Origin of the sequence: Sphingomonas sp. HT-1 (assembly GCF_048568905.1) — a bacterium.
In the GTDB taxonomy this organism is placed as follows: Bacteria; Pseudomonadota; Alphaproteobacteria; order Sphingomonadales; family Sphingomonadaceae; genus Sphingomonas.
Genome location: NZ_CP183770.1, coordinates 950474 through 973729 on the forward strand (window position 1 = coordinate 950474; position 23256 = coordinate 973729).

20 protein-coding genes are annotated in these 23256 nt (G+C 64.2%); 6 read left to right on the forward strand and 14 right to left on the reverse strand.

Annotated features, from left to right (window positions below; genetic code table 11):
* Positions 1-84: 84 nt before the first annotated feature.
* The 6 genes from frr to ACNFJ7_RS04535 form a co-directional block, all read right to left on the reverse strand.
* Positions 85-642, reverse strand: coding sequence for a ribosome recycling factor (gene frr, locus ACNFJ7_RS04510; protein WP_019369392.1), 558 nt, complete (start codon positions 640-642; stop codon positions 85-87).
* A 36-nt stretch (positions 643-678) separates the two neighbouring features.
* On the reverse strand, positions 679-1407 hold the full coding sequence (gene pyrH / locus ACNFJ7_RS04515) for a UMP kinase (protein WP_019369393.1): 729 nt from the start codon (positions 1405-1407) through the stop codon (positions 679-681).
* Between the two features lie 118 nt (positions 1408-1525).
* Positions 1526-2455: a translation elongation factor Ts gene (gene tsf / locus ACNFJ7_RS04520; protein ID WP_019369394.1), complete on the reverse strand. Its 930-nt coding sequence runs from the start codon at positions 2453-2455 to the stop codon at positions 1526-1528.
* 82 nt (positions 2456-2537) lie between these two features.
* Positions 2538-3293: a 30S ribosomal protein S2 gene (rpsB, locus tag ACNFJ7_RS04525; protein ID WP_019369395.1), complete on the reverse strand. Its 756-nt coding sequence runs from the start codon at positions 3291-3293 to the stop codon at positions 2538-2540.
* Between the two features lie 435 nt (positions 3294-3728).
* Complete coding sequence (pssA, locus tag ACNFJ7_RS04530) at positions 3729-4559, reverse strand: CDP-diacylglycerol--serine O-phosphatidyltransferase (RefSeq protein WP_026009125.1); 831 nt, start codon at positions 4557-4559, stop codon at positions 3729-3731.
* Positions 4556-5284 carry a phosphatidylserine decarboxylase gene (locus ACNFJ7_RS04535; protein ID WP_019369397.1) on the reverse strand — a complete coding sequence of 243 codons (729 nt, stop codon included), beginning with the start codon at positions 5282-5284 and terminating at the stop codon, positions 4556-4558. The genes pssA and ACNFJ7_RS04535 overlap by 4 nt, the downstream gene beginning before the upstream one ends.
* Before the next feature lie 201 nt (positions 5285-5485).
* On the opposite strand from ACNFJ7_RS04535, the gene ACNFJ7_RS04540 reads away from it, so the two are divergent.
* The 4 genes from ACNFJ7_RS04540 (at position 5486) to ACNFJ7_RS04555 (ending at position 9917) form a co-directional block, all read left to right on the forward strand.
* Entirely contained in the window at positions 5486-6109 is a 624-nt protein-coding gene (locus ACNFJ7_RS04540) for a class I SAM-dependent methyltransferase (protein ID WP_026009126.1), read from the forward strand.
* 92 nt (positions 6110-6201) lie between these two features.
* Entirely contained in the window at positions 6202-7422 is a 1221-nt protein-coding gene (locus ACNFJ7_RS04545; RefSeq protein WP_019369399.1) for an NADP-dependent isocitrate dehydrogenase, read from the forward strand.
* Positions 7423-7605: 183 nt separating this feature from the next.
* Positions 7606-9393 carry a cation:proton antiporter gene (locus tag ACNFJ7_RS04550; protein ID WP_019369400.1) on the forward strand — a complete coding sequence of 596 codons (1788 nt, stop codon included), beginning with the start codon at positions 7606-7608 and terminating at the stop codon, positions 9391-9393.
* Positions 9394-9398: 5 nt separating this feature from the next.
* Complete coding sequence (locus ACNFJ7_RS04555) at positions 9399-9917, forward strand: hypothetical protein (RefSeq protein WP_019369401.1); 519 nt, start codon at positions 9399-9401, stop codon at positions 9915-9917.
* A 10-nt stretch (positions 9918-9927) separates the two neighbouring features.
* Here ACNFJ7_RS04555 and alaS read toward each other — a convergent pair whose 3' ends face one another.
* Both alaS and ACNFJ7_RS04565 read right to left on the reverse strand, forming a co-directional pair.
* Entirely contained in the window at positions 9928-12579 is a 2652-nt protein-coding gene (alaS, locus tag ACNFJ7_RS04560; protein ID WP_019369402.1) for an alanine--tRNA ligase, read from the reverse strand.
* 73 nt (positions 12580-12652) lie between these two features.
* A complete protein-coding gene (locus ACNFJ7_RS04565) occupies positions 12653-13909 on the reverse strand; it encodes a M24 family metallopeptidase (protein ID WP_037513521.1) in 1257 nt (418 codons plus the stop codon).
* A gap of 136 nt (positions 13910-14045) precedes the next feature.
* Between ACNFJ7_RS04565 and ACNFJ7_RS04570 the strand changes: the two genes are divergently transcribed.
* Positions 14046-15368, forward strand: coding sequence for a dicarboxylate/amino acid:cation symporter (locus ACNFJ7_RS04570; RefSeq protein WP_019369404.1), 1323 nt, complete (start codon positions 14046-14048; stop codon positions 15366-15368).
* An 18-nt stretch (positions 15369-15386) separates the two neighbouring features.
* Here ACNFJ7_RS04570 and ACNFJ7_RS04575 read toward each other — a convergent pair whose 3' ends face one another.
* The 4 genes from ACNFJ7_RS04575 to recA form a co-directional block, all read right to left on the reverse strand.
* Positions 15387-16013, reverse strand: coding sequence for a glutathione S-transferase family protein (locus ACNFJ7_RS04575; RefSeq protein ID WP_019369405.1), 627 nt, complete (start codon positions 16011-16013; stop codon positions 15387-15389).
* A 103-nt stretch (positions 16014-16116) separates the two neighbouring features.
* Complete coding sequence (locus ACNFJ7_RS04580) at positions 16117-18204, reverse strand: catalase (RefSeq protein WP_019369406.1); 2088 nt, start codon at positions 18202-18204, stop codon at positions 16117-16119.
* 75 nt (positions 18205-18279) lie between these two features.
* A complete protein-coding gene (locus ACNFJ7_RS04585) occupies positions 18280-18618 on the reverse strand; it encodes a hypothetical protein (RefSeq protein WP_236704442.1) in 339 nt (112 codons plus the stop codon).
* A gap of 49 nt (positions 18619-18667) precedes the next feature.
* Complete coding sequence (recA, locus tag ACNFJ7_RS04590) at positions 18668-19738, reverse strand: recombinase RecA (protein ID WP_019369408.1); 1071 nt, start codon at positions 19736-19738, stop codon at positions 18668-18670.
* Between the two features lie 138 nt (positions 19739-19876).
* Between recA and ACNFJ7_RS04595 the strand changes: the two genes are divergently transcribed.
* Positions 19877-20596 (forward strand): MOSC domain-containing protein, encoded by a 720-nt coding sequence (locus ACNFJ7_RS04595; protein WP_019369409.1) that lies wholly within the window; start codon positions 19877-19879, stop codon positions 20594-20596.
* A gap of 83 nt (positions 20597-20679) precedes the next feature.
* Here ACNFJ7_RS04595 and ACNFJ7_RS04600 read toward each other — a convergent pair whose 3' ends face one another.
* Together ACNFJ7_RS04600 and ACNFJ7_RS04605 are read right to left on the reverse strand one after the other, a co-directional pair.
* A complete protein-coding gene (locus ACNFJ7_RS04600; RefSeq protein WP_019369410.1) occupies positions 20680-22725 on the reverse strand; it encodes an alpha/beta hydrolase family protein in 2046 nt (681 codons plus the stop codon).
* A gap of 67 nt (positions 22726-22792) precedes the next feature.
* A complete protein-coding gene (locus tag ACNFJ7_RS04605) occupies positions 22793-23239 on the reverse strand; it encodes a DUF2497 domain-containing protein (protein WP_173644875.1) in 447 nt (148 codons plus the stop codon).
* Between the last annotated feature and the right edge of the window lie 17 nt (positions 23240-23256).

Consider the following 23256-nt stretch of genomic DNA (forward strand, 5'->3'; position numbering starts at 1 on the left):
CAGCACTTCACCGCCGGAGGCAGAGGCCAACTTAACGGCCACTGCGCCTTGCCTCGATCGCAGCCACAGAAATGCCGGGGCGGATCACTTGCCCAGGATTTCCTTTTCCTTGGCAGCCGCCGCCGCATCGATATCGGCGATGGTAGCGTCGGTCAGCTTCTGGACCTCGGTTTCGTGCCGCTTGCGATCGTCTTCGCCGAACACGCCCTTCTTTTCGTCGGTCTTCAAATTGTCCATGCCGTCACGGCGCACGTTCCGCACGGCAATGCGGGCTTTCTCGGCATACTGATTGGCGAGCTTGGCGAGTTCCTTGCGGCGCTCCTCGGTGAGGTCGGGAATCGGCAGGCGCAGCGTCTGTCCGTCGACGATCGGGTTGAGACCGAGGCCGGCCGAACGGATCGCCTTGTCGACCGGGCCGACGTTCGACTTGTCCCACACCTGCACGGAAAGCATGCGCGGTTCAGGGACCGAGACAGTCGCTACCTGGGTGATGGGCATCTGCGCGCCATAAACCTCGACGGTCACCGGATCGAGCAGCGAAGTGGAAGCGCGGCCAGTACGAAGACCGACGAGGTCACTCTTGAGCGATTCCACGGCGCCGGCCATGCGGCGCTCCAGGTCTGCTTTGTCGTAAGCGGCCATTTTCGGCTCTCCTTGTAAGATCCGTTGAGAAGAAAGTTATGCGGCGTTCGCGCTCTGGACGATGGTCGAGGTGCCCTCGCCCCGAAGCACTGAAGCGAGGTTCCCCTCGCCACGGATGTTGAAAACGACGATCGGTATGTGATTGTCCCGGCACAGCGCCACCGCGGAAGCGTCCATCACCTTCAGATTATCGGCGAGAACCCGATCGTAGCTCAGCGTGTCATAGCGGGTCGCGGTCGGCACCTTCTTGGGATCGGCATCATACACGCCGTCGACCGAAGTGCCCTTGAACAAGGCATCGCAGTTCATTTCCGCTGCGCGCAGCGCGGCAGTAGTGTCCGTCGTAAAGAACGGCAGGCCGGTGCCCGCGGCGAACAGCACGACCCGGCCCTTCTCCATGTGCCGTTCGGCGCGGCGGCGGATATAGGGTTCGCACACGCTCGCCATCGGGATCGCCGACTGAACGCGGGTATCTACCCCAACCTTCTCCAGAGCATTTTGCATCGCCAGCGCGTTCATCACCGTGGCCAGCATACCCATATAGTCGGCGCTGGCGCGGTCGAAGCCCTGCGCCGCGCCGGCAAGGCCACGGAAGATATTGCCGCCACCAACTACCATGCAGATTTCCAGGCCGCTGTCCTTGGCCTCCTTCACTTCCAGCGCGACGCGCTCACAGGTTTCGGGATCGATGCCGAACTGGCCCTGACCCATCAGGACCTCCCCGGATAGTTTGAGAAGGATGCGACGGAAGCTCGGAGCGGTCATGGAATTCCTGTTTGGCAAGCGGACAGCGAAGCGGCGCGGACCCTAGAGGAGCCGCGCCGCGCGAACAAGCGGAGATGCCGGGATACGCAGACGGCGCAGCGAGTCCCGGCGTCTTCGATTACTTGGTGAGGCCGGCCGTCGCCGCCACTTCGGCAGCGAAGTCGCTCTCTTCCTTCTCGATGCCTTCGCCGAGCTGGAAGCGGACATAGTCCTTGAGGACGATTGCCGAACCCGCGTCCTTCGCAGCCTTCGCGACGACGTCGGCGACCGGTGTCTTGCCATCCATCACGAACAGCTGGCTGAGCAGCGCATTTTCCTTGGCGAACTTCTTCACCGCGCCATCGACCATCTTCTCGATGATTTCCGCGGGCTTGCCGCTCTCGGACGCCTTTTCGGCTGCGATCGCACGCTCACGCGCGAGCACGTCCTGATCCAGGCCGCTCTCGTCCAGCGCCAGCGGGAAGGCGGCAGCGATGTGCATCGCAAGCTGCTTGCCCAGCGGCTCGAGCACGTCGACACCGGCTTCCGATTCGAGCGCGACGAGCACGCCGATCTTCCCGAGGCCAGGCGCGGCTGCGTTATGGACGTACGGTATCACCGCGCCATTCGCGACTTCGACCTTCTTGGCGCGACGCAGCACCTGGTTCTCGCCGATCGTGGCGATGTTGGCGGTCAGCGTCTCGTCAACGGTCTGGCCCGACGCCATCTTGGCAGCCTTGATCGCGGCGACATCATCACCGGTCTCCAGCGCCAGCGCCGTCGTTTCGCGGACGAAGTTCTGGAAGATCTCGTTCTTGGCGACGAAGTCGGTCTGCGAGTTCACCTCGACGGCAACGCCCTTGGTACCGGCAACGGCCAGGCCGACCAGGCCTTCGGCGGCGGTGCGGCTCGACTTCTTGGCGGCAGCGGCGAGGCCCTTGGCGCGCAGCCAATCGGCAGCGGCTTCCATGTCACCGTTGGTTTCGGAGAGCGCCTTCTTGCAATCCATCATGCCGGCGCCGCTCTTTTCGCGGAGTTCCTTGACGGCGGCTGCAGTGATCTCGGCCATGTCTCTATTCCTCAGTTAAAAGTCGGGCGGAGCAGTGCGTGCGCCCTGCCCCGCCCCGATTACGGTTCGATGACGCGGGCGATCAGCCTTCGACGGCTTCCTCGACCGGCGGCTGCTCGGCAGCACCGAAGTCATAGCCCTGCTGCATCAGCGCTTCGCGGCCGCCACGGGTCGCGGCGATGGCGATGGCTTCGCAGTAGAGGCGGATGGCGCGGCTGGCGTCGTCATTGCCCGGAACCGGGAATGCGATGCCGTCCGGCGAAACGTTCGAATCGAGCACGGCGACGACGGGGATGCCAAGGGTGTTGGCTTCCTTGATCGCCAGCTCTTCCTTGTTCGCGTCGATCACGAACATGATGTCGGGGATGCCGCCCATGTCGCGAATGCCGCCGAGCGAGAGCTCGAGCTTGTCACGCTCACGGGTGAGCTGCAGCACTTCCTTCTTGGTGAGGCCATGCGTGTCGCCCGACAGCTGCTCCTCGAGCGTCTTGAGGCGCTTGATCGAGTTGCTGATGGTCTTCCAGTTGGTGAGCATGCCGCCCAGCCAGCGGTGGTTGACGAAATGCTGGCCCGCACGACGCGCGGCCTCGGCGATCGGTTCCTGCGCCTGGCGCTTGGTGCCGACGAACAGCACCTTGCCGCCGGCGGCGACGGTGGAGCTGACGAACTCGAGCGCGCGGGCGAAGAGCGGAACGGTCTGCGACAGGTCGATGATGTGAACGCCGTTGCGATCACCGAAGATGTAGGGCTTCATCTTCGGGTTCCAGCGATGGGTCTGGTGACCGAAGTGCGCGCCCGACTCGAGCAGCTGCTGCATGGTGACGACAGGTGCCGCCATAGGGATAACTCCTTCCGGTTGGTCCTCTGGGAAGCGGGAATTCGGAATCGCTCCGAACACCGGGTTATGATGCTTCCCATGCGGGGTTGAGGGGGGCCGCTTAGTCGATTCCAGCGGAACGCACAAGCTGGAACATCAATGGAACATCCCTTGACGTGAGAACATGGATGGAACATAAAGCGATCATAACGCGGTCAGCGGAACAGGCCGAACTCTGGTGAGTTCGGGTTTCTTGGGTTCCGCTGGGATCGGCGTTGAAGATCAGGAGCCGGGTAATGACTGGATTCGCTGTCTTTTTTCTGTTCGGCGTCGCCTTGGCGGTCTCTAGCTGGACGCTATTCACCAGCCTTCGTGTGCAACTCTGCCGCTTTCGCGAGCTATCTGCTAGTTACGGATCTGTTGCGGCCCCCGCGCCGACGCCGCGCCTGACGCGGATCAGGGCGCGGACGTTCCCGGCTCGGATGCCGAGAGCGCATCAGCTGCCCGCAGCAGCTTGACTCGTCGATACGAGCGCACGCTGAACGGGATCGTGAAGAGGTATGCCAGCGCGACGACAGCCAATGTCGTCCATGGCGCCGATACAAGTGCCGCAGCCAGCACGACCAAGACGGCAATCGCTTCGAACCGGACCTGCTGACGCAGGCGAATGGCCGGCCCGAAGGTTGCGATACTCGAAATCATCAGAATCGCTACCAGGACCATCCAACCCGCTACCAGAATCGGTGAACGCGTCGCGGACTCGCCCGTCCATAGCCAGAGGTATAGCGGCGTAAGTGCAAGACCAGCGCCTGCGGGTGCGGGCACGCCAGTGAGGAAGCCGGCGGATTTATGCGGCTGCTCGGCGACGTCGATCTGGGCGTTGAAGCGGGCGAGGCGAAGCGCGCAGAACAGCGCATGCAGCAGCGCTACCAGCCAGCCCAGCCGGCCTAGTTCTTCCAGCGACCACAGATACAGGATCAGCGCCGGGGCGACGCCGAAGGAGATCGCGTCGGAAAGACTGTCTAGTTCCGCACCGAAGCGGCTTTCCGCGCGAACCAGTCGAGCGATTCGCCCATCGATGCCGTCCAGCACAGCCGCCGCCAGCACCATCAGTACCGCCGCTTCCCAATTTGCTAGAAAGGCGAATCGAATACCAGTCAGGCCCGAACAGAGCGCTAGGGCGGTTACGGCGTTGGGGAGCACCGCACGAAGCGGAATGCCACGCGGCAACGCCGGGGTGCGTCGCCGGGAAGGCCCGCGCCGGACGCGCGGGCGCGGGTCCGTCATTGCGCCACCCCGGCGGCGCTCGAGGCGTTACGCCGCGCGATAATGGTCTCGCCGGCGATCGTACGCTGGCCGAGAATCACCTGCGCCGCATATTCTTCTGGCAGAAAGACGTCGACGCGGCTGCCGAAGCGGATGAGACCGATGCGCTGGCCCGCCACGACCATATCACCTGGCTTGACGAACGCGACGATCCGCCGCGCGACGAGCCCCGCAATCTGGGTGAAGCCGATACGCAGCCCGTCCCGGTCCTCTACCACCATGTGCTGCCGCTCATTCTCGTCGCTCGCCTTGTCCAGGTCGGCGTTCATGAACTTGCCGGAGATGTAGATGACGTGCCGGATCGTGCCGGTGATCGGCGTGCGATTTACGTGCACGTCGAACACGCTCATGAAAATGGACACGCGCACCATCGGGGCATCACCCAAGGCATGGGGGCCAGCCAGTTCGCGCGGCAGCGGAACCCGCTCGATCATGGTGATGAGCCCGTCGGCGGGAGCGACCAGCACGCCTTCTTCCAACGGAGTTACGCGCACAGGATCGCGGAAAAAGGCAGCGACGCCCAGCGTCAGGAAAATCAGGGGCCAGGTGAGGACGTCCCACACCCAAAGGCTAACCAGTGCGACCGCCGCGGCGATCAGCACATATTTGCGGCCTTCAGGATGGATATCGGGGAAACGCCATTTCACCGTCGAGGTACCGACCGGAGGCTTGTCGAGCGATGTCATGTTTACAGGTGTAGCCGGGTCCCTGCGGATTTCATAGAGGCCGGTCACGGTTCGCGGGGCCGGGCGCGGCAACAATTGACCGTTCCCGCGTTGATACGTCCGCAGGCCGGCGGGATGCAGGTTTTGACGCGGCTCGCTTGCATGTTCGCGCGATTTTGCGCAGGCGATGTCTTTGAAACGTCATTTCTCGTAAGGAAGCCCATGCCCCCTTCGACTGCCGCAGCAAAGCGCCGGAGCGCCCGCCGCAGCCGCCCCGCCGGCGTGCCCTCGCCTTGGATGTTCTTTCTGCAGCAATTCCTCAAGCGCCCGGTCATGGTTGGCGCGGTCGCGCAGTCTTCGGGCCGGCTGATTCGCAAAATGCTCGATCGCGTCGATTGGGCCAACACGCGTCTGTTCGTGGAATATGGGCCGGGTGTGGGAACCTTCTCGCGACCGATTCTCGATCGCCTGGGGCCAGACGGCAAATTGATCGTGATCGATACGAACCCCGATTTCGTCCGCTATCTGCGTCAGACGATCGACGACCCGCGGTTCGTAGCCGTACTTGGTTCTGCTGCAGACGTGAAGAAAATCATTCGCGACAATGGCTTCGAGCATGCCGATTTCATCGCTTCCGGTCTGCCCTTTTCGACACTTCCCGACGGCATCGGCGATGCAATCGCCAAGGCAACGCACGAGATTTTGCGCCCCGGCGGCGCCTTCCTCGTCTATCAATACAACCCCAATGTACGAAACTTCCTGACCCCACATTGGCAGAACATCGAACACGATATGGAATGGTGGAATATCCCGCCTGCTCAGCTCTGGTGGGCCTGGAAGGACTGAGGGAAGCGCAAAGCGGGGATCGAACGCTTGATCCCCATGGGCCTTGCCCCTAGACGCTCCCGGAAAACCACCTGTCTCAGGAAAGCGAGCTTATGGCGAAGATCAAGGTTGCAACGCCCGTCGTGGAGATCGACGGCGACGAAATGACGCGGATCATCTGGGAATGGATCCGCGAGCGCCTGATCCTTCCGTATCTCGACATCGATCTGAAGTATTATGACCTCTCCGTGCAGAAGCGCGACGAGACCAACGACCAGATCACCATCGACTCCGCCAATGCGATCAAGCAGTACGGCGTCGGCGTGAAGTGCGCGACGATCACCCCGGACGAGCAGCGCGTCGAGGAATTCAACCTCAAGAAGATGTGGAAGTCGCCCAACGGCACGATCCGCAACATCCTGGGCGGCGTGATCTTCCGCGAGCCGATCGTGATCTCGAACGTGCCGCGCCTGATCCCGGGCTGGACCAAGCCGATCGTCGTCGGCCGTCACGCCTTTGGTGACCAGTACAAGGCGACCGACTTCAAGGTGCCCGGCAAGGGCAAGCTGACCATGAAGTGGGAAGGCGAGAATGGCGAGACGATCGAGCACGAGGTGTTCGACTTCCCGCAGGCCGGCGTCGCGATGGGCATGTACAATCTCGACGAGTCGATCCGCGATTTCGCGCGCGCTTCGATGAACTATGCGCTGGGCCGCGGTTGGCCGCTGTACCTGTCGACCAAGAACACTATCCTCAAGGCTTATGACGGCCGCTTCAAGGACATCTTCGCCGAAGTATTCGAGACCGAGTTCAAGGACCAGTTCCAGGGCGCCGGCATCGTTTACGAGCACCGCCTGATCGACGACATGGTCGCCTCGGCCCTCAAGTGGCATGGCGAATTCGTCTGGGCCTGCAAGAACTATGACGGCGACGTCCAGTCGGACCAGGTCGCGCAGGGCTTTGGCTCGCTGGGCCTGATGACGTCGGTGCTGATGACTCCGGACGGCAAGACGATCGAGGCGGAAGCGGCGCACGGCACCGTCACCCGCCACTATCGCCAGCACCAGCAGGGCAAGGCGACCTCGACCAACCCGATCGCCTCGATCTTCGCCTGGACCGGCGGCCTCAAGTATCGCGGCAAGTTCGACGGCACCCCCGAGGTGACCCGCTTCGCCGAGACGCTGGAGCGCGTCTGCATCGAGACCGTCGAAAGCGGCAAGATGACAAAGGATCTCGCGCTGCTGATCGGCCCGGACCAGGCCTGGATGACCACCGAGCAGTTCTTCGAGGCGATCCGCGTCAACCTCGAAACGGCGATGGGCGGCTGGCAGTAAGCCCAACCCATCTTGATCGCCGAACGGAAAAGCCCGCCACTGGCGGGCTTTTCTGCTTGCATTCGAGAACCCCGCATGCTGCCCTTTCAACATGACCGAGCGAGCTAGACCCGCCACCGGCCATCGGCCTTTCTGTTTCTTCAGCCCTCGTATTGCGCACGCTTTCCGATCGGCGAGCACCCAATGCTGAGTTTGTCCAATCACGGTTTCAGCGACACGCTGGTCATCCTCGGTGCTGCCGGGCTGGTAATTCCTGCCTTTGCGCGCTTCCGGATCAGCCCGGTGATCGGGTTCATCCTCGTCGGCGCGCTGGTCGGTCCTTTTGGACTGGGTAATCTCGTCGATCGGGCACCCTGGCTTTATTATCTGACCATCTCCGACTCGCATGCGATCGAGCCGTTCGCCGAATTTGGCATCATCCTGCTATTGTTCTCCATCGGACTTGAACTCTCCTTCCGTCGCCTCTGGGCAATGCGGTCGCTTGTGTTCGGTACCGGTGCGGCAGAGCTATTGGGCTCGGGCCTGATCCTCGCGACGCTCCTCTATCTTACGGGCCTCAGCACTGGAGGCGCGATTGGTCTCGGACTGGCGCTAGCACTTTCGTCCACGGCACTCGTGCTGCCGATCGCCGGAACTACCAGTCCGGTCGGCCGAGCCGCGTTCGCGATGCTTCTGTTCGAAGACCTGGCGCTGGTGCCGATCATCTTCGGTCTCGGCGCCCTGGCACCTGCAGCGGATGATGCCGGTCTCAATCAGCTGCTGACCACCATGGGCATCGGCATGGCGACCGTCGCTGTTCTTTTCCTTGGCGGGCGGTTCGTATTGCCGCGCATGTTCGCCCAGGCGGCGCGTACCAAGAGCCCCGAACTTTTCCTCGCCGCCAGTCTGCTGGTGGTGATTGTCGCCAGCCTGGCAACAACGGCAGCGGGACTTTCACCGATCGTGGGTGCGCTGATTGCAGGGCTCCTCATCGCCGAGACCGAATATCACGGCGAAGTCGAAGCCATCACGGCGCCCTTCAAGGGCCTGGCCCTTGGTGTGTTCCTGCTCACCGTAGGCATGCAACTCGATTTCGGTTTCATGCTTGCCAACGGACCCGCGCTGCTCGGCGCCACCCTGTTGGTGATGGCGGTGAAGGTAGCGGTTACGACGGTGCTGCTGCGCTGGTCCGGTGCACGCATGGGTACGGCAGCCGAAACCGGCGTGCTTATGGCCAGCCCCTCCGAAACGACGCTGATCGTATTGGGTGTGGCTGGGGCAGCGGGACTTATCGCGCCTGCCACCGCAGCCTTCTGGTCAGCCGTTACTGCAATTGGCCTCACCGCTACCCCGCTGCTCGCCAAAGCCGGCCGCACCGCGGCACGGAAGATCGAGGGCCGGAATGGGTCCGAGATCGCGAAAGACGATCTTGCTGCAGTCGAAGGCGGCACGGTGGTGATCGGCTTCGGCCGGGTCGGGCGGACTGTCGCGGAGATGCTGCAGCGGCACGGCATGCCCTATGTGGCAGTGGATGCCGACATCGATACCGTCGTTCGCGCTCGTCGCGCCGGCTTCCATGTGCTGTTCGGCGACGTCACGCGCAGCGAGCTGGTCGACCAGTTGCAACTCGGCCGCGCTCGAGCGCTCGTGCTGACGATGGACGATCCCGTGCTTACCGTTCGGCTGACTAAGCGGGTGCGCGGATGGGTGCCCAAATTACCGATCATCGCGCGTGCGCGTGATGCCGTTCATGCTGCCGAGCTGTACAAGGCGGGAGCGGATGAGGCCATTCCGGAAGCGCTGGAAAGCTCGCTGCAGCTCTCTGAAGCGCTGCTCGTCGACCTAGGCATCGGCGTGGGGCCGGTGATTGCATCGATTCACGAAAAGCGCGACGAGATGCGCCGCTCCATCAAGGAAGCCGCCGGCCTGCAGCGCGAGCCGCGGCTCAACCGCTCGAGACTGAACCCGAGCGCCGAACCAACCGAGGCTTGAACCCGATGCTAGTTTCCCTCGCCCTTGCCCTGCTCCTCCCGATCCAGACCGATACTGTATCTGACCCGCTGGCCCCTGCTCGCGCTGGCCGCATCCGCTGCATCGATCCGGACCGCACCAGTCGGACCTGCAGCACGATCGTGCGCTACACACTGCGAGGCGATGGCAATTTCGATGCGCTGGTGACCGGCGTCGTCAATCGCGACCCGCTGATCGTGCTGGAATATTCCACCTTCGGCCAGATCCGCGACGGCGCAGTTTGCAGCCGCATCCGTCCGGCAGACTTCAACGCGGGCAAGCTGACGAGCAACGGTGCGCCACTGACGCCGGTGCTGCAGACAAGTACGCGCGCCAAATTGCTGGAGGCACTTCAGCCATTGGCAGGCCATGAGCGCTGCTATCGCGATAGCGCTGCCGGCGAGGAAATCGCCGTCAGCGTGACGATCGATGGCTTGCTGCGGCCGGAAATGGGCCAAACGGCAATCTGGGTGTTGCCCGAGGACGGCTACGCCCCCGGGCGCTGATCACCCAGGATCAGGCGGTGACGGGCGCTTCCGCCAGCGCGGCCTTCACCGCCGCGAGCGCATCCGGGCCCTTGGTTCCGTCGGGTCCGCCACCCTGCGCCATGTCTGGGCGACCACCACCGCCCTGGCCGCCGAGCACTGCGACCGCCACCTTTACCAGTTCCACGGCGCTAACGCCGATCCCATCGGTTACGCCTACCGCGACCGATGCACGGCCTTCGTTCACCGCGACCAGCGCAACGACGCCGCTGCCGATCCGTGCCTTGGCTTCGTCGACCGCGCCGCGCAACGCCTTGGGTTCCAGTCCGTCGAGTACTTGGCCGACGAAGTTGATGCCGCCCACCTGCTCGGGACCCGCCGGCGCGGCCCCGGCCCCGCCGCCGAGCGCGAGCGCCTTCTTGGCTTCGGCCAGCTCACGCTCAAGCTTGCGGCGTTCCTCCACCAGCGCAGCGACGCGCGCGGGGACGTCGTCAGGCGAGGTCTTGAGCGCGGCCGCGGCTTCGCGCAGCCGCTCGTCGCGGGCGGTGAGCCACAGCCGGGCGCCCTCGCCGGTCAGCGCCTCGATGCGGCGGACGCCCGAAGAGACGGCGCTTTCCGACACGATCTTGAAGATGGCGATGTCGCCCGTCGCATTGACGTGAGTGCCGCCGCACAGCTCGACCGAATAGGACGCATCCTCCCCCAGCCCCATCGAAAGCACGCGGACCTCGTCGCCGTACTTCTCACCAAACAGCGCCATCGCGCCGGCCGCGATTGCGTCGTCCGGGGTCATCAGCCGCGTCTCGACCGTGCCGTTGTGGCGGATCTGCGCGTTCACATCAGCTTCGATCTGGGCGATCTGCTCTGGGGTCAGCGCCGAGGGGTGCGAGAAGTCAAAGCGCAGTCGCTCGGGCGCCACCAGGCTGCCCTTCTGGCTGACATGGGTGCCGAGCCGCTTGCGCAGCGCCGCGTGCAGCAGGTGGGTCGCCGAGTGGTTGGCGCGAACTTGGTCGCGATGTTCGACATCGACCGAAAGGTGGACGGCATCGCCCACCGCGACTTCGCCGCTTTCGATCTTGGCATGGTGCGCATGCAGTCGGCCGAGCGGCTTGGAGGTATCGTCGACGAGTGCGCGCAGCTTATCGTTGCCGATCACGCCGACATCGCCCATCTGGCCGCCGCTTTCGCCGTAGAATGGCGTCTGATTGGTGAGGATGGTCACCGTGTCGCCGGCAACCGCCTTCTCCACCCGCGCGCCGTCCTTCACCAGCACCACCACCTGGCCTTCGCCTTCGGTGCTCACATAGCCGGTGAATTCGGTGCCGCCGAGCTCGTCGGCGAGGTCATACCACAGCTCTTCCGAGGCCTTCTCGCCCGAACCCTTCCAGGCGGCACGCGCGGCACGCTTCTGCTCGGCCATCGCCGCATCGAAGCCGGCCCGGTCGACGCCGATCTCATGCACGCGCAGTGCGTCCTCGGTCAGGTCATAGGGGAAGCCGAACGTGTCGTAGAGCTTGAACGCGGTCGCACCCGGCAGCGTGTCGCCGGCCTTCAGCCCCACCGTTGCCTCGTCGAGCAGACGCAGGCCATTGGCGAGCGTCTGGCGGAAACGGGTTTCCTCCTGCAGCAGCGTCGCCTCGATCAGCGGCTGCGCGCGGACCAGCTCGGGATAGGCGGCGCCCATCTCGGCGACCAGCGACGGCACCAGCCGGTGCATCAGCGGATCCTTGGCGCCGAGCAGGTGCGCATGGCGCATCGCGCGGCGCATGATGCGGCGGAGCACATAGCCGCGGCCCTCGTTCGCCGGCAGCACGCCGTCCGCAACGAGGAAGCCCGACGAGCGCAGGTGATCGGCGATCACGCGGTGGCTGGCGACCTGCTCGCCCGTGGCCGAGGTACCGGTCAGCGCCGCCGACTGGTCGATCAGCGCCTTGAAGGTGTCGATGTCGTAATTGTTGTGCACGCCCTGGAGCACGGCGGCGATGCGCTCCAGCCCCATGCCGGTGTCGATGCTTGGCCGCGGCAGGTCGCCGACGATCTCGTCATTTTCCTGCACGAACTGCATGAAGACGAGATTCCAGATCTCGACAAAGCGGTCGCCATCTTCCTCGGGCGAACCCGGAGGGCCGCCATAGATGTGCTCGCCATGATCGTAGAAGATTTCCGAGCAGGGGCCGCAGGGACCGTCCGAGCCCATCGCCCAGAAATTGTCCTTGGTCGGGATGCGGATGATCCTGTGGTCGGGCAGGCCGGCGATCTTCTTCCACAGGTCGAACGCCTGATCGTCGGTGTGGTACACCGTGACGGTCAGCTTCTCGGCCGGGATGCCCCATTCCCTGGTGAGGAGCGTCCAGGCATGGGTGATCGCCTGCTCCTTGAAATAGTCGCCAAACGAGAAATTGCCGAGCATTTCGAAGAAGGTATGGTGCCGGGCGGTATAGCCGACATTGTCGAGATCGTTATGCTTGCCGCCCGCGCGCACGCACTTCTGGCTGCTGGCAGCGGTGCTGTAGGGGCGCGATTCCAGGCCGGTGAACACGTTCTTGAACGGCACCATGCCCGCATTCACGAACATCAGCGTGGGATCGTTGTGCGGCACCAGCGGCGCGCTGGGAACGCGGGCATGGCCCTGGCCCTCGAAATAGTCGAGAAACGAGCGGCGGATATCATTGGTCGACGTCATAACTCGCCGACTTAGGGGCGACGAGCGCTTCGCTCAAGCGAAACAGATCGATCAGGCTGTTCGTTCTTGCGCGTCACCCCATCGGCGCATCAATTGAACGGGGCGGTTCGCTGAACCATTTTGGCCCGGCCTCGGTCATGTGGAAGCAATCTTCCAGCCGTACGCCGAAGCTGCCCGGAATATAGATTCCCGGCTCGTTCGAGAAGCACATTCCCGGCGCCAAGGCAGTGCGCTCGCCGCGAACGAGGTTGACCGGCTCGTGTCCGTCTAGCCCGATGCCGTGGCCGGTGCGGTGCGAAAGGCCCGGCAGCTTGTAGTCCGGGCCATAGCCGATCGACGCATAATAGCGGCGAACCGCATCATCGACGCTTCCCGCCGACGCACCGAGCGTGGCCGCGGCGAAGGCCACTTGCTGGCCACGGGCTACCTGTTCCCAGACCGTGCGCTGCTTGACGGTTGCTGCACCATGCACAAAGGTGCGCGATACGTCCGACTGATATCCCAGCACGTTGCAGCCGCAATCCATCAGAACGATCGCCCCGTCGCTGACCGGCGATGGCGTCTTGGTGCCGTGCGGATAGGCGGCCCCTTCGCCAACCAGCACCATGCTGAATTCGGGATCGCCGCCAAGCTTGCGAGTCGCCGCGTCCATCAACGCGGAGACGTCGCGCTGGCGCATACCCTTCTCCACGCGCGCATGGACAAAGCGATAAGCGGCAATGGTGATATCCGTTGCAAGCTGCATCAGCGCAATTTCGGCCGGGCTCTTGATCGTCCGGCATCCACGCACGATCGGATTGGCGGACGTTACCCGCAGCCCGTTCTTCTGCAATCCATCGACCGCGAAATAGCGCACGGTCTCCTCAATCGCCACGGGCAGGTTGGTTAGCTTCCGGTCGGCGAGGAATCCGGCCACCGTTGTTAGAGGATCTTCATCCTCCTGCCAAACCCGCACCTCTGCCGGAATGGCCAGAGTCTCGCGGGTGCGCGGCTCTTCGAAAAACGGTGTAACGATGCAGGCTTCGCCTTCCACGGGCAGGATTGCGGCGGTGAGCCGCTCGCTGCGGCCCCATTGGATGCCGGTGAAATAGACGAGGCTCGCCCCCGGCTCGATCAGAACCGCGCCGACTCCGGCGGCCTTCATCAGCGCCTGCGCCTTGGCGAGCCGCGCGCGACGCTCATCGGGGCCGATCGGGCGAGCATCGGCGGTTAGGTCTCGCAGCCCGGCCAGGTCGGGCTCCGCGGCGCGCACCACCGCGGGCAGCGTGAGCGCCGGCAGCGCCGCCATGGTGCCGAGCAGGCTCCGTCGTGTCGTCCGCAAAGCCCTCATCTTGCACCCTCATTGCCCGTTCGTCGGTCGGACTAGGCCGAAGCGACGCCCCTCGGCAAGGCCCGAAGCTGCCATCGGGCTTGACCCGGGCCGCGCAATCCCCTTCCCTCGCGCGACGATTCTGCAGGGAGCGATAGTGGGCAAGAGACTAACCTGGTTCATCCTGGCGGCGCTGCTGCTGGGCGGGCTGATCGGCTGGGGGCTGAACCTCGGCTATGGCGGAACCCCCGCGGGCAAGGCTACGCTGGAGTCGATCGCCTATGGCCTCGACATTCCCACCCAGATGTTCCTGCATCTGATCAAGATGATCATCGCGCCGCTGGTGGTCTCCACGCTCGTCGTCGGCATCGCCCATATGGGCAGCGGTGGCGCTATCGGGCGTGTGGGCCTGAAGGCCTTTTTCTGGTTCGTGTGCGCAAGCTTGATCTCGCTGACGCTCGGGCTGCTGCTGGTGAACCTGCTTCATCCGGGTACCGGGCTGAACCTGCCGCTGCCGCCGGCCAATGCGTCGAGCGGAGTCGATCGCTCGTCCTTCGACGCCGCGAAGTTCTTCACCCACATCGTGCCGACCAGCGCGATCGAGGCGATGGCGAGCAACGACATCCTCCAGCTGGTGATCTTCTCGCTGTTCTTCGGCGTCGGCATGGCGGCGGTGGGCGAAAAGGCCAAGCCGCTGCTGCGCGGGCTGGAAGCGCTCGTCTCGGTGATGCTGACGGTCACCGGCTATGTGATGCTGTTCGCGCCGGTTGCGGTGTTCTGCGCGGTTGCGCGTACGCTTGCGACCAAGGGACTGGGCGTGGTGGGCGATCTCGCCTTCTTCATGGGCAGCTTCTATCTCGGGCTCGCCGCCCTATGGGCGGTGCTGCTCGGCGCCTGTTTCCTCGTGATCGGTACACGCACCGGCCTGCTCTTCCGCTACCTGCGCGATCCGATCCTGCTGGGCTTCTCGACCGCTTCGTCCGAGGCTGCCTATCCGCGGACGCTCGATGCGCTGGACCGCTTCGGCGTACCGCCGCGCATCGCCAGCTTCGTGCTGCCGCTCGGCTATTCGTTCAACCTCGACGGTTCGATGATGTACATGACGTTCGCGTCGATCTTCATCGCCCAGGCCTATGGCATCGCGCTCGATTGGGGCACGATGATCCAGATGCTGCTGATCCTGATGATCACCAGCAAGGGGATTGCCGGCGTGCCTCGCGCCAGCCTGGTGGTAATCACCGGTACGCTGGCGCATTTCAACATTCCCGAGGCAGGGATCCTGCTGATCCTGGCCGTCGACCACTTCCTCGATATGGGCCGTACCGCCACCAACGTGATCGGCAACGCCGTGGCGAGCGTCGTAGTAGCGCGGTGGGAAGGCAAGCTAGACACGCCCGATGAAGCGGAGCCCGAGGTGCGGCCGTTTCCCGCTGCAGGGCCGCACGATGCCGAGCGGTTCGAGGATTATGCGGGGGGCTGACGCCAGCCCCCGCGTGCCTCAGGCATAGGCATAGGGTCCGCCCGCAGCGAGCGCCTTCTGGTAGGCCGGGCGGGCGTGGATCTTCTCCAGCCAGGCGGCGATGTGCGGGCGCCCTTCCAGGATGCCGGCACGCCCGACTGCCGCTTCTATGGGGAAGCTCATCATGACGTCGGCGGCGGTGAAGCTGTCGCCGGCGAACCAGGGGCGGCTGGCGAGCTGCCCCTCGACATAGTCGAAATGAACCTCGGCCATCGGCCGGAACTTCTTCAGCCCCATCTTGCCGAACAGCGGCACGCGCGCGAGCACGAGCATCACCAGCAGCGGCGGCATCAGCGAGCCTTCGGCATAATGAAGAAAGTGGCGGTAGCGTAGCGCATCCTCGCGCTGAGCGGGTGCGCCGAGCCGACCTCCTGCCTTGTCGACTAGATACTCGAGGATCGCGCCTGTTTCGGCGACGACGGTGCCGCCGTCCTCGATCACTGGCGACTTGCCGAGGGGGTGGACGCGCTTGAGCTCCGGCGGGGCCAGCATCGTCGCCTTGTTGCGCTCGTAGCGCTTGACGTCATACGCAAGGCCCAGTTCCTCAAGCAGCCACAGCACGCGCTGCGAACGGGAATTTTCCAGATGATGGACGATGACGGTCATGCGGGCCACTCCGATCGGTACGGCGATCCTCGCCGCTTCTGCACGGTGTCGCAGCTAGCGCGGCGGCGGGGCGCCGCGCAAGCCGATCGGAGCAGCCGCGCGTTCAGGCGAGCGTGCGTACCTTGGGTTCGCGATCCCAGTAGCGGCGCTTGGCTGCCTCAACAAAGCCGTCTAGATCAGTGACGCCCTCGTCGGGCTCGACGCCGGCCTTGTCGAGCAGCGGCTGGGCGGCGGCGTTGGCGCCGATCGCCTTCAAATGTCCGAACGCATCCATCACCCACTGCACCGCCGCGCCTTCCTTGACGAGCTTGACGGCCGCCTCGTCGGAAAGGATCACCGCGCAGGCATCCACCGTCACTGAAGGCTGGCCGAACAACTGCGCATCGGCGGCCACCTTCGATCCGTCCGACAGCGGCACGTTGCCGACCTTGGGCGCGATCGTCAGCACGTTGCCGCCGGCCGCTTTGATCGCATCCTTGAGCGCTGCGAGCTTGTCCGCGTCGGTGCCATCGGCAATGAGGATGCCGACGGTCTTGCCCTCCAGCGTGTGGAGTTCGCGCGGACCGCGGATGATGCGGAGCGCGGGTGACGGCTCCATATCGAGCACCGGCGTTGCGGTCTTTGATGCTTCGGGCAGATCCATCGCCAGCCCGTCGGCGACCCGCTGGGCGAGCGTCTCGTCGACGTTGCGGAGGTTCGCCATCATCTGCACGCGAATATGCTCCAGGCTGACCTTGGACAGTTCGAACACCAGCGCCGAGGCGATATGCGCCTGCTCGGCCGGATCCATCGAGCGGAAGAACAGCCTCGCCTGGCTGTAGTGATCGGCGAAGCTCTCGGGTCGAATGCGGAGCTTCTGCCCCTCCTCCTCGGAAGGGAAGGTCTTGTAGCCCTTCTCCGGATCCTCGCGCGCGCCGCCTTCCTCGCCCACTTTGGCAAGGCTGTTCGGCTCGTAATTGGCACGCCCCTTGGGCACCGCCATTTGCATATGGCCATCGCGCTGCTGGTTCATGAACGGACAGCCCGCCGCCGAGGCGCGACCCTTGGCGGTATTGATCGGCAGCTGGTGGAAATTGACCGAGCCGAGCCGCGACAGCTGGGTATCGGTATAGCTGAACAGCCGGCCCTGGAGCAGCGGATCGTTGCTGAAGCCGATGCCCGGCACGACGTGGCTCGGCACGAACGCTGCCTGTTCGGTCTCGGCGAAGAAGTTGTCGGGATACCGATCCAGCACCATCCGCCCGACGATCCGTACCGGCAGCACTTCCTCGGGGATCAGCTTGGTTGCGTCGAGCACGTCATAGGGCTGCGCGTTGGCGAAGTCCTCGTCGAACAGCTGCACGCCGAGCTCCCACTCCGGATAGTCGCCGCGCTGGATGCGCTCGAACAGGTCGCGGCGCTGGAAATCGGGATCGGCGCCGGCGATCTTCACCGTCTCGTCCCAGATCGTCGAGGCGAGGCCCGCCTTTGGTTTCCAATGGAACTTGACGAAGGTGCTCTTCCCTTCCGCATTGATGAAGCGAAATGTGTGGACGCCGAAGCCCTCCATGGTCGCGAAGCTGCGCGGCAGCGTGCGGTCCGACATCGCCCACATGATCATGTGCGTCGATTCGGGCATCAGGCTGATAAAGTCCCAGAAGGTGTCGTGCGCCGTAGCCGCCTGGGGATAGCCGCGATCGGCCTCCATCTTGGCGGCGTGGATCAGGTCGGGGAACTTGATCGCGTCCTGGATGAAGAAGACGGGAATGTTGTTACCGACAAGATCCCAATTGCCCTCGCGGGTGTAAAACTTCACCGCGAAGCCGCGCACGTCGCGAGGCGTATCGACCGATCCGGCGCCGCCTGCGACGGTGGAGAAGCGAACGAACACCTCGGTGCGCTGGCCCTTCTTCTGGAACAGGTCGGCGACGGTGACGTCGGCGAGGCTGTCGGTCACTTCGAAATAGCCATGCGCGGCCGAACCGCGAGCGTGGACGATGCGCTCCGGGATGCGCTCGTGATCGAAATGGTTCATCTTCTCGCGGAAGATTTCGTCCTCGATCAGGACGGGGCCGCGCGCGCCTGCCTTCAACTGGTTCTGATTGTCGCTGATCGGCGTGCCGTGGTTGGTCGTGAGCACAGGATGATCGGCATCGGTTACCTGATGCGTTTCGCCACCGGCGCGCGTGTTGGTTTTCGTCTGATCGTTCATGAAGCCCTCGCAGATAATGAAGCTTCAACGACTTGCAGAAGCGACAGTTGCGACGACGACACAATGCGAGGTGATTTAGCCGCCAGGCTCCATACCGGCCACCGCCGCATGGATCAGGGCCGAAACATCACCATCGTCGCGTATCCGCGGGCTGCCGAGGCAAATATAGCGCCCCCGCCGCCCCTCCCCCTGCAGCAGGCACAACGGATCAGACAATCGTACCCCTTCGGCGAAATGGAGAATCAGGTTGGGCGGATCGACGACCAGACGCAGCACCGCCGCGCCCGTGGCGGACGCGGCGTACAGGAAGGTCTGCCCCTCGCTGCGCTTGAGGCTTCGCTCGACGGCACCGGGCCATGCCGCGCGCACCAGCCGGCGAGCATCGGCAAGACGAGCGGCTATATCCCCGGACAAAGTGCCGCCGCACATCGCCAGGACGTCCGCCGCCCGAATGTCCGACGGGTCAGATATCGTCGTCGGGCTCCGGCCCCGCCATCAGCCCTTCGGCAACCTGCTCGGTACGGCCGCGAATCGCCGCTTCGAGCCGATCGCAGACTTCCGAATTCTCGCGCAGGAAGTTCTTCGCGTTCTCACGTCCCTGGCCGATGCGGATGCTGTCATAGCTGAACCAGGCACCCGACTTCTCGACCAAGCCTGCCTTGACGCCGAGATCGAGGATTTCGCCGATTTTCGAAATGCCTTCGCCGTACATGATGTCGAATTCGACCTGCTTGAAAGGCGGCGCCACCTTGTTCTTGACGACCTTCACACGCGTCGAGTTGCCCACGATTTCGTCGCGATCCTTGATCTGCCCGGTGCGGCGGATGTCGAGACGAACCGAGGCATAGAACTTCAGCGCGTTGCCGCCGGTCGTCGTTTCCGGATTGCCGTACATCACGCCGATCTTCATGCGCAGCTGGTTGATGAAGATCACCATGCAGCGCGAACGGCTGATCGAGCCCGTGAGCTTGCGCAGGCTCTGCGACATCAAACGCGCCTGAAGGCCCACATGGCTGTCGCCCATTTCGCCTTCGATTTCCGCCCGTGGCACAAGTGCGGCGACAGAATCGACCACCAGCACGTCGATCGCGTTCGAACGAACCAGCGTATCGGTGATTTCCAGCGCCTGTTCGCCGGTATCGGGCTGCGAGACGATCAGTTCATCGATGTTGACGCCGAGCTTTTTGGCATAGACGGGATCAAGCGCGTGTTCGGCGTCGACAAAGGCTGCCACGCCGCCATTCTTTTGAGCCTCGGCGATCACGTGCAGCGCCAGCGTCGTCTTGCCCGAGCTTTCCGGGCCATAGACTTCGATCACGCGCCCGCGCGGCAGGCCGCCGACGCCCAGCGCGATATCCAGCCCAAGCGAGCCGGTGGAAATCGCCTCCACCTGCATCGTTTCCTTCGAGCCCAGCTTCATCGCCGAGCCCTTGCCAAAGGCGCGATCGATCTGCGCGAGGGCGGCGTCGAGCGCCTTCTGCTTGTCTGTGGAAAGGGCCATGTTGCCGTCGATCACCTTGAGAGATGCTGCCATTGAAGAGCCCTCGTCGCTATAGGGTTTGGAAACCGCATTCAACCGTGTTGCCGCTTATGTATCGCCTTTGTTCCATGAGAACAAGAGGCGAACTTCACGAAGGTTGCGCATGGAGGGGGTGACAGCTAGCGGGATGGCATGACCCTGATCGTCGGCCGTGTCTCCGCGCTTGCGCGTTTTCCCGTGAAATCCATGGCCGGCGAAGCGCTGCCGGTAGCCGAAATGGACTGGCAAGGCATCGAAGGGGATCGCCAATATGCCTTTGTTCGCGCAGCGAACGGCACACGATTTCCATGGCTTACCGCGCGCGAAGTGCCGGGCATGGTGCTCCACCGGGCACGCTTCGCCGAACCGGCCAAGCCCAAGACCAGCGCGATCATGGTAGAACAGCCGGATGGCGGCCTGCGCTCGTTGCACGATGCCGGGCTCGCCGCCCATCTGGCGGAGGCGGCGCGCGAGCCGGTGTCGCTGATCCAGGTGGCGCGCGGCATCTATGACTCGATGCCGATTTCGCTGCAGACCAGTGCCGGGCACCGCGCGCTCGAAACCGCGCATGGCGGCCGCATCGACCCGCGCCGCTTCCGCATCAACGTGACGATCGAAAGCGAGCTTTTGCCCGAACGATGGCAAGGCCTGCGCCTGGCCTTTGGCGACCCCGAAGTGGATGGCGCGATCGTCCAGTGCGCCGATCCTATCCAGCGCTGCGTGCTCGTCACCATCGATCCGGATACGGGTGCGAAAGACCCCACGATCCTGCGCACCGTCGCCCAGCGCTTCGCCGCCTGTTACGGCCTGTATTCGGCGCCGGCCCGGCCGGGGCTGATCCGGGTAGGCGATCCGGTGCGGTTGCTTGGGTAAATGTCGGCGGCCACCCCGACATCCCCGGGATGACGACCCTGTGAAAAGCGGAGGGGGGAGAAGATGGCCCCCCTCCCGGCCTCTTATTTCGTAGCGTTCCCCGCCCAGCGATCCATCCAGCCAAGCACCTCGCCATACCATTGCATGGAGTTCTTCGGCTTCAGCACCCAATGGTTCTCGTCCGGAAAGACGACAAGCTTGGAGGGGATGTTGCGCCGCTGGAGCGCGGTGAAGGCCGCAAGGCCCTGGGTGTAGGGGATGCGGAAGTCCTTTTCTCCGGTGATCACCAGCTGCGGCGTCTTCCACGCGGCCACGTGGTTGACCGGGTTCCAGCGCTCGAACGCGGCGGGATCCTCGTAATAGGCCTTGCCGCCATGTTCCCACTCGTCGAACCACAGCTCCTCGGTCTCGTAGGCCATGGCGCGCGCATCGAACACGCCGTCGTGCTGAACGATGCACTGGAACCGATCGGGCCACTGGCTCTCGATCCAGTTCATCATATAGCCGCCATAGGACGCACCAAGTGCGCAAGCCTTGTCTTCTTTAAGGAAATCAAAGCGATCGGTAGCAGCCTTCAATCCCTTTTTGAGGTCTTCAAGGGGCCAACCTCCCCAGTTGTTGCGGATCGCATCGGTGAAGGCCTGACCGTAGCCGGTGGAGCCATGGAAATCGACGGCGACCACGGCATAGCCCGCGCCGGCGAACACCGCGGGGTTCCAGCGATAGGACCAGCTGTTGCCCATGCTTCCCTGCGGCCCGCCATGCACAATGAAGGCGATCGGCGCCTTGGCGCCTGCCGCCAGGTTCGCCGGTTTGGCGACATAGCCCCACACCGTATCGCCATTGGCACCGTTGAAGCTGTACCTCGTCACCTCAGGCATGGCGATACCAGCGAGCTTTTCCGCATTCACCGCAGTGATTTGTTTGCTTTTCTTGCCGTTGAGCCAGAAGAAGTCATCGGGTGCGGTGAGGCTGTTCATCGCGTAGACGAGGCCGCCTCTGGTGGGCACGACGGCGGAGACGGTGCCCTTTTCGGTCAGGCGCTCTACCTTGCCCCGGAGCGAGACGGCGAACAGAGGTTCCTCCTGCACGTCCTGCGCGGTGACGTAGAGAGTCTTCGAATCCTGCGCCCAGGCGATCGAAGCAACCGAGCGATCCCAGTTCGCCGTCAACGCGCTAACGTCCCCGGTCGCCAGATTGCGCAGCATCAGCACCTGGCGATCGGCCTCATAGCCCGGCCGCCGCATCGCCGCCCAGGCCAGCCATTTGCCGTCGGGCGAGACGGTGGGTAGCGTGTCCGTCGCGGCATTTCCTGCCGTGAGGTTTACCGGCGCTGCCGAGCCGTCCGCAGGCGCGGCGAAGATATCTAGGTTGGTCGAGAGCGGCTCGATCCGGCCGGCTTCCCGCAACGCAAAATACACTGTCTTGCCGTCTGGCGACCAACTGACTTCCTCGCCGCCGCCATAGGGCTTGGACGGCGCATCGCCGATCAGCCCGCCGACAATGGCGACCCCTTCGCCGCCCGCACCCTTCGGGCCGAAGGGAAGCACGAACAATTGCGAGCGATTGCCGTCCGCCCATTGATCCCAATGGCGAACGAAAAGCTGATCATAGACTCGGCCCGAGCCGGCATTCGCATCCTTCTTCACCATCGCCGGTTGCAGCGAAGGCGCTCCCGGCTTGCGATCGGCCCAGACCAGCAGGCGGCTGCCGTCCGGCGACACCTTGAAACCGCTGAAGCCGCCGGGAAGGTGCGTGAACTGCACGGGCGTTCCCCCCGTCACCGCGATGCCCCACACCGCATCTTCGCCGCCCTTGTCCGACTGGAACCACACGGTCTTCCCATCGGCGGAGAATTGCGGAGCGGTTTCGTTCACCTCGGCTTCGGCAACCAGCTTTTCGGGCTTGGCGCCCTTCGCGCGAAGATCAAGCCGCCAGAGATCGAAGCGCCCGCGATTGGCCGACAGATCGGTTTCGCGCTGCTGCCAGACCAGCCAGCGCCCATCGGGAGAGACGGCGGGCGATCCGACGCGGGAGAGGCCGACAACGTCCTGAATGGTGAGGTCGCGTGCCGAGACCGGCGCGCAGGTGGCGGCGAGCGCGACGCTCGCGACGAGAAACTGCTTCATGCCGGCCACGATAGCCGGAAGGTAACGCCGGATACAATCGCCCGATCACGCCGCGGACGCGCGGCGATCAGCGGCCGCCGGTGATCCGGGCGACCTCGCGCGCAACGATGCCGTCGACGATCTGCGGCAGGTTCTGATCGAGCCATTCGCGCAGCATCGGCTTGAGCATCTCGCGTACCAGTCCTTCGAGCGTGTCCGATCCCGGCACCTGCGGCTTCACCACCAGCCGCGACAAGGCTTCGAGCTTCTCGCGGCTCGCCTCTGCCACGCGGTCGGACAACAGCGGGTCCGGCCCTGCCGTGACGGTCGGCGGCAGCGTGATCGGCTCGCTCAGTTCCAGTACATCGTCCTGCGGATCGGCGAAGGTGGTACCCTCGGCCGCCGCATGGTCCGCTTCGGGCACCGCTCGCAGCGGCCGCCCGCGCCCGAGCGCGCCGGGTTCGTCATCGGCGATGATCCGTTTGATCGATGCGAGGATCTCCTCCATCGACGGCTCGCTGCTGGCAGTCCCCATCGCGTCCATCCTGGCGT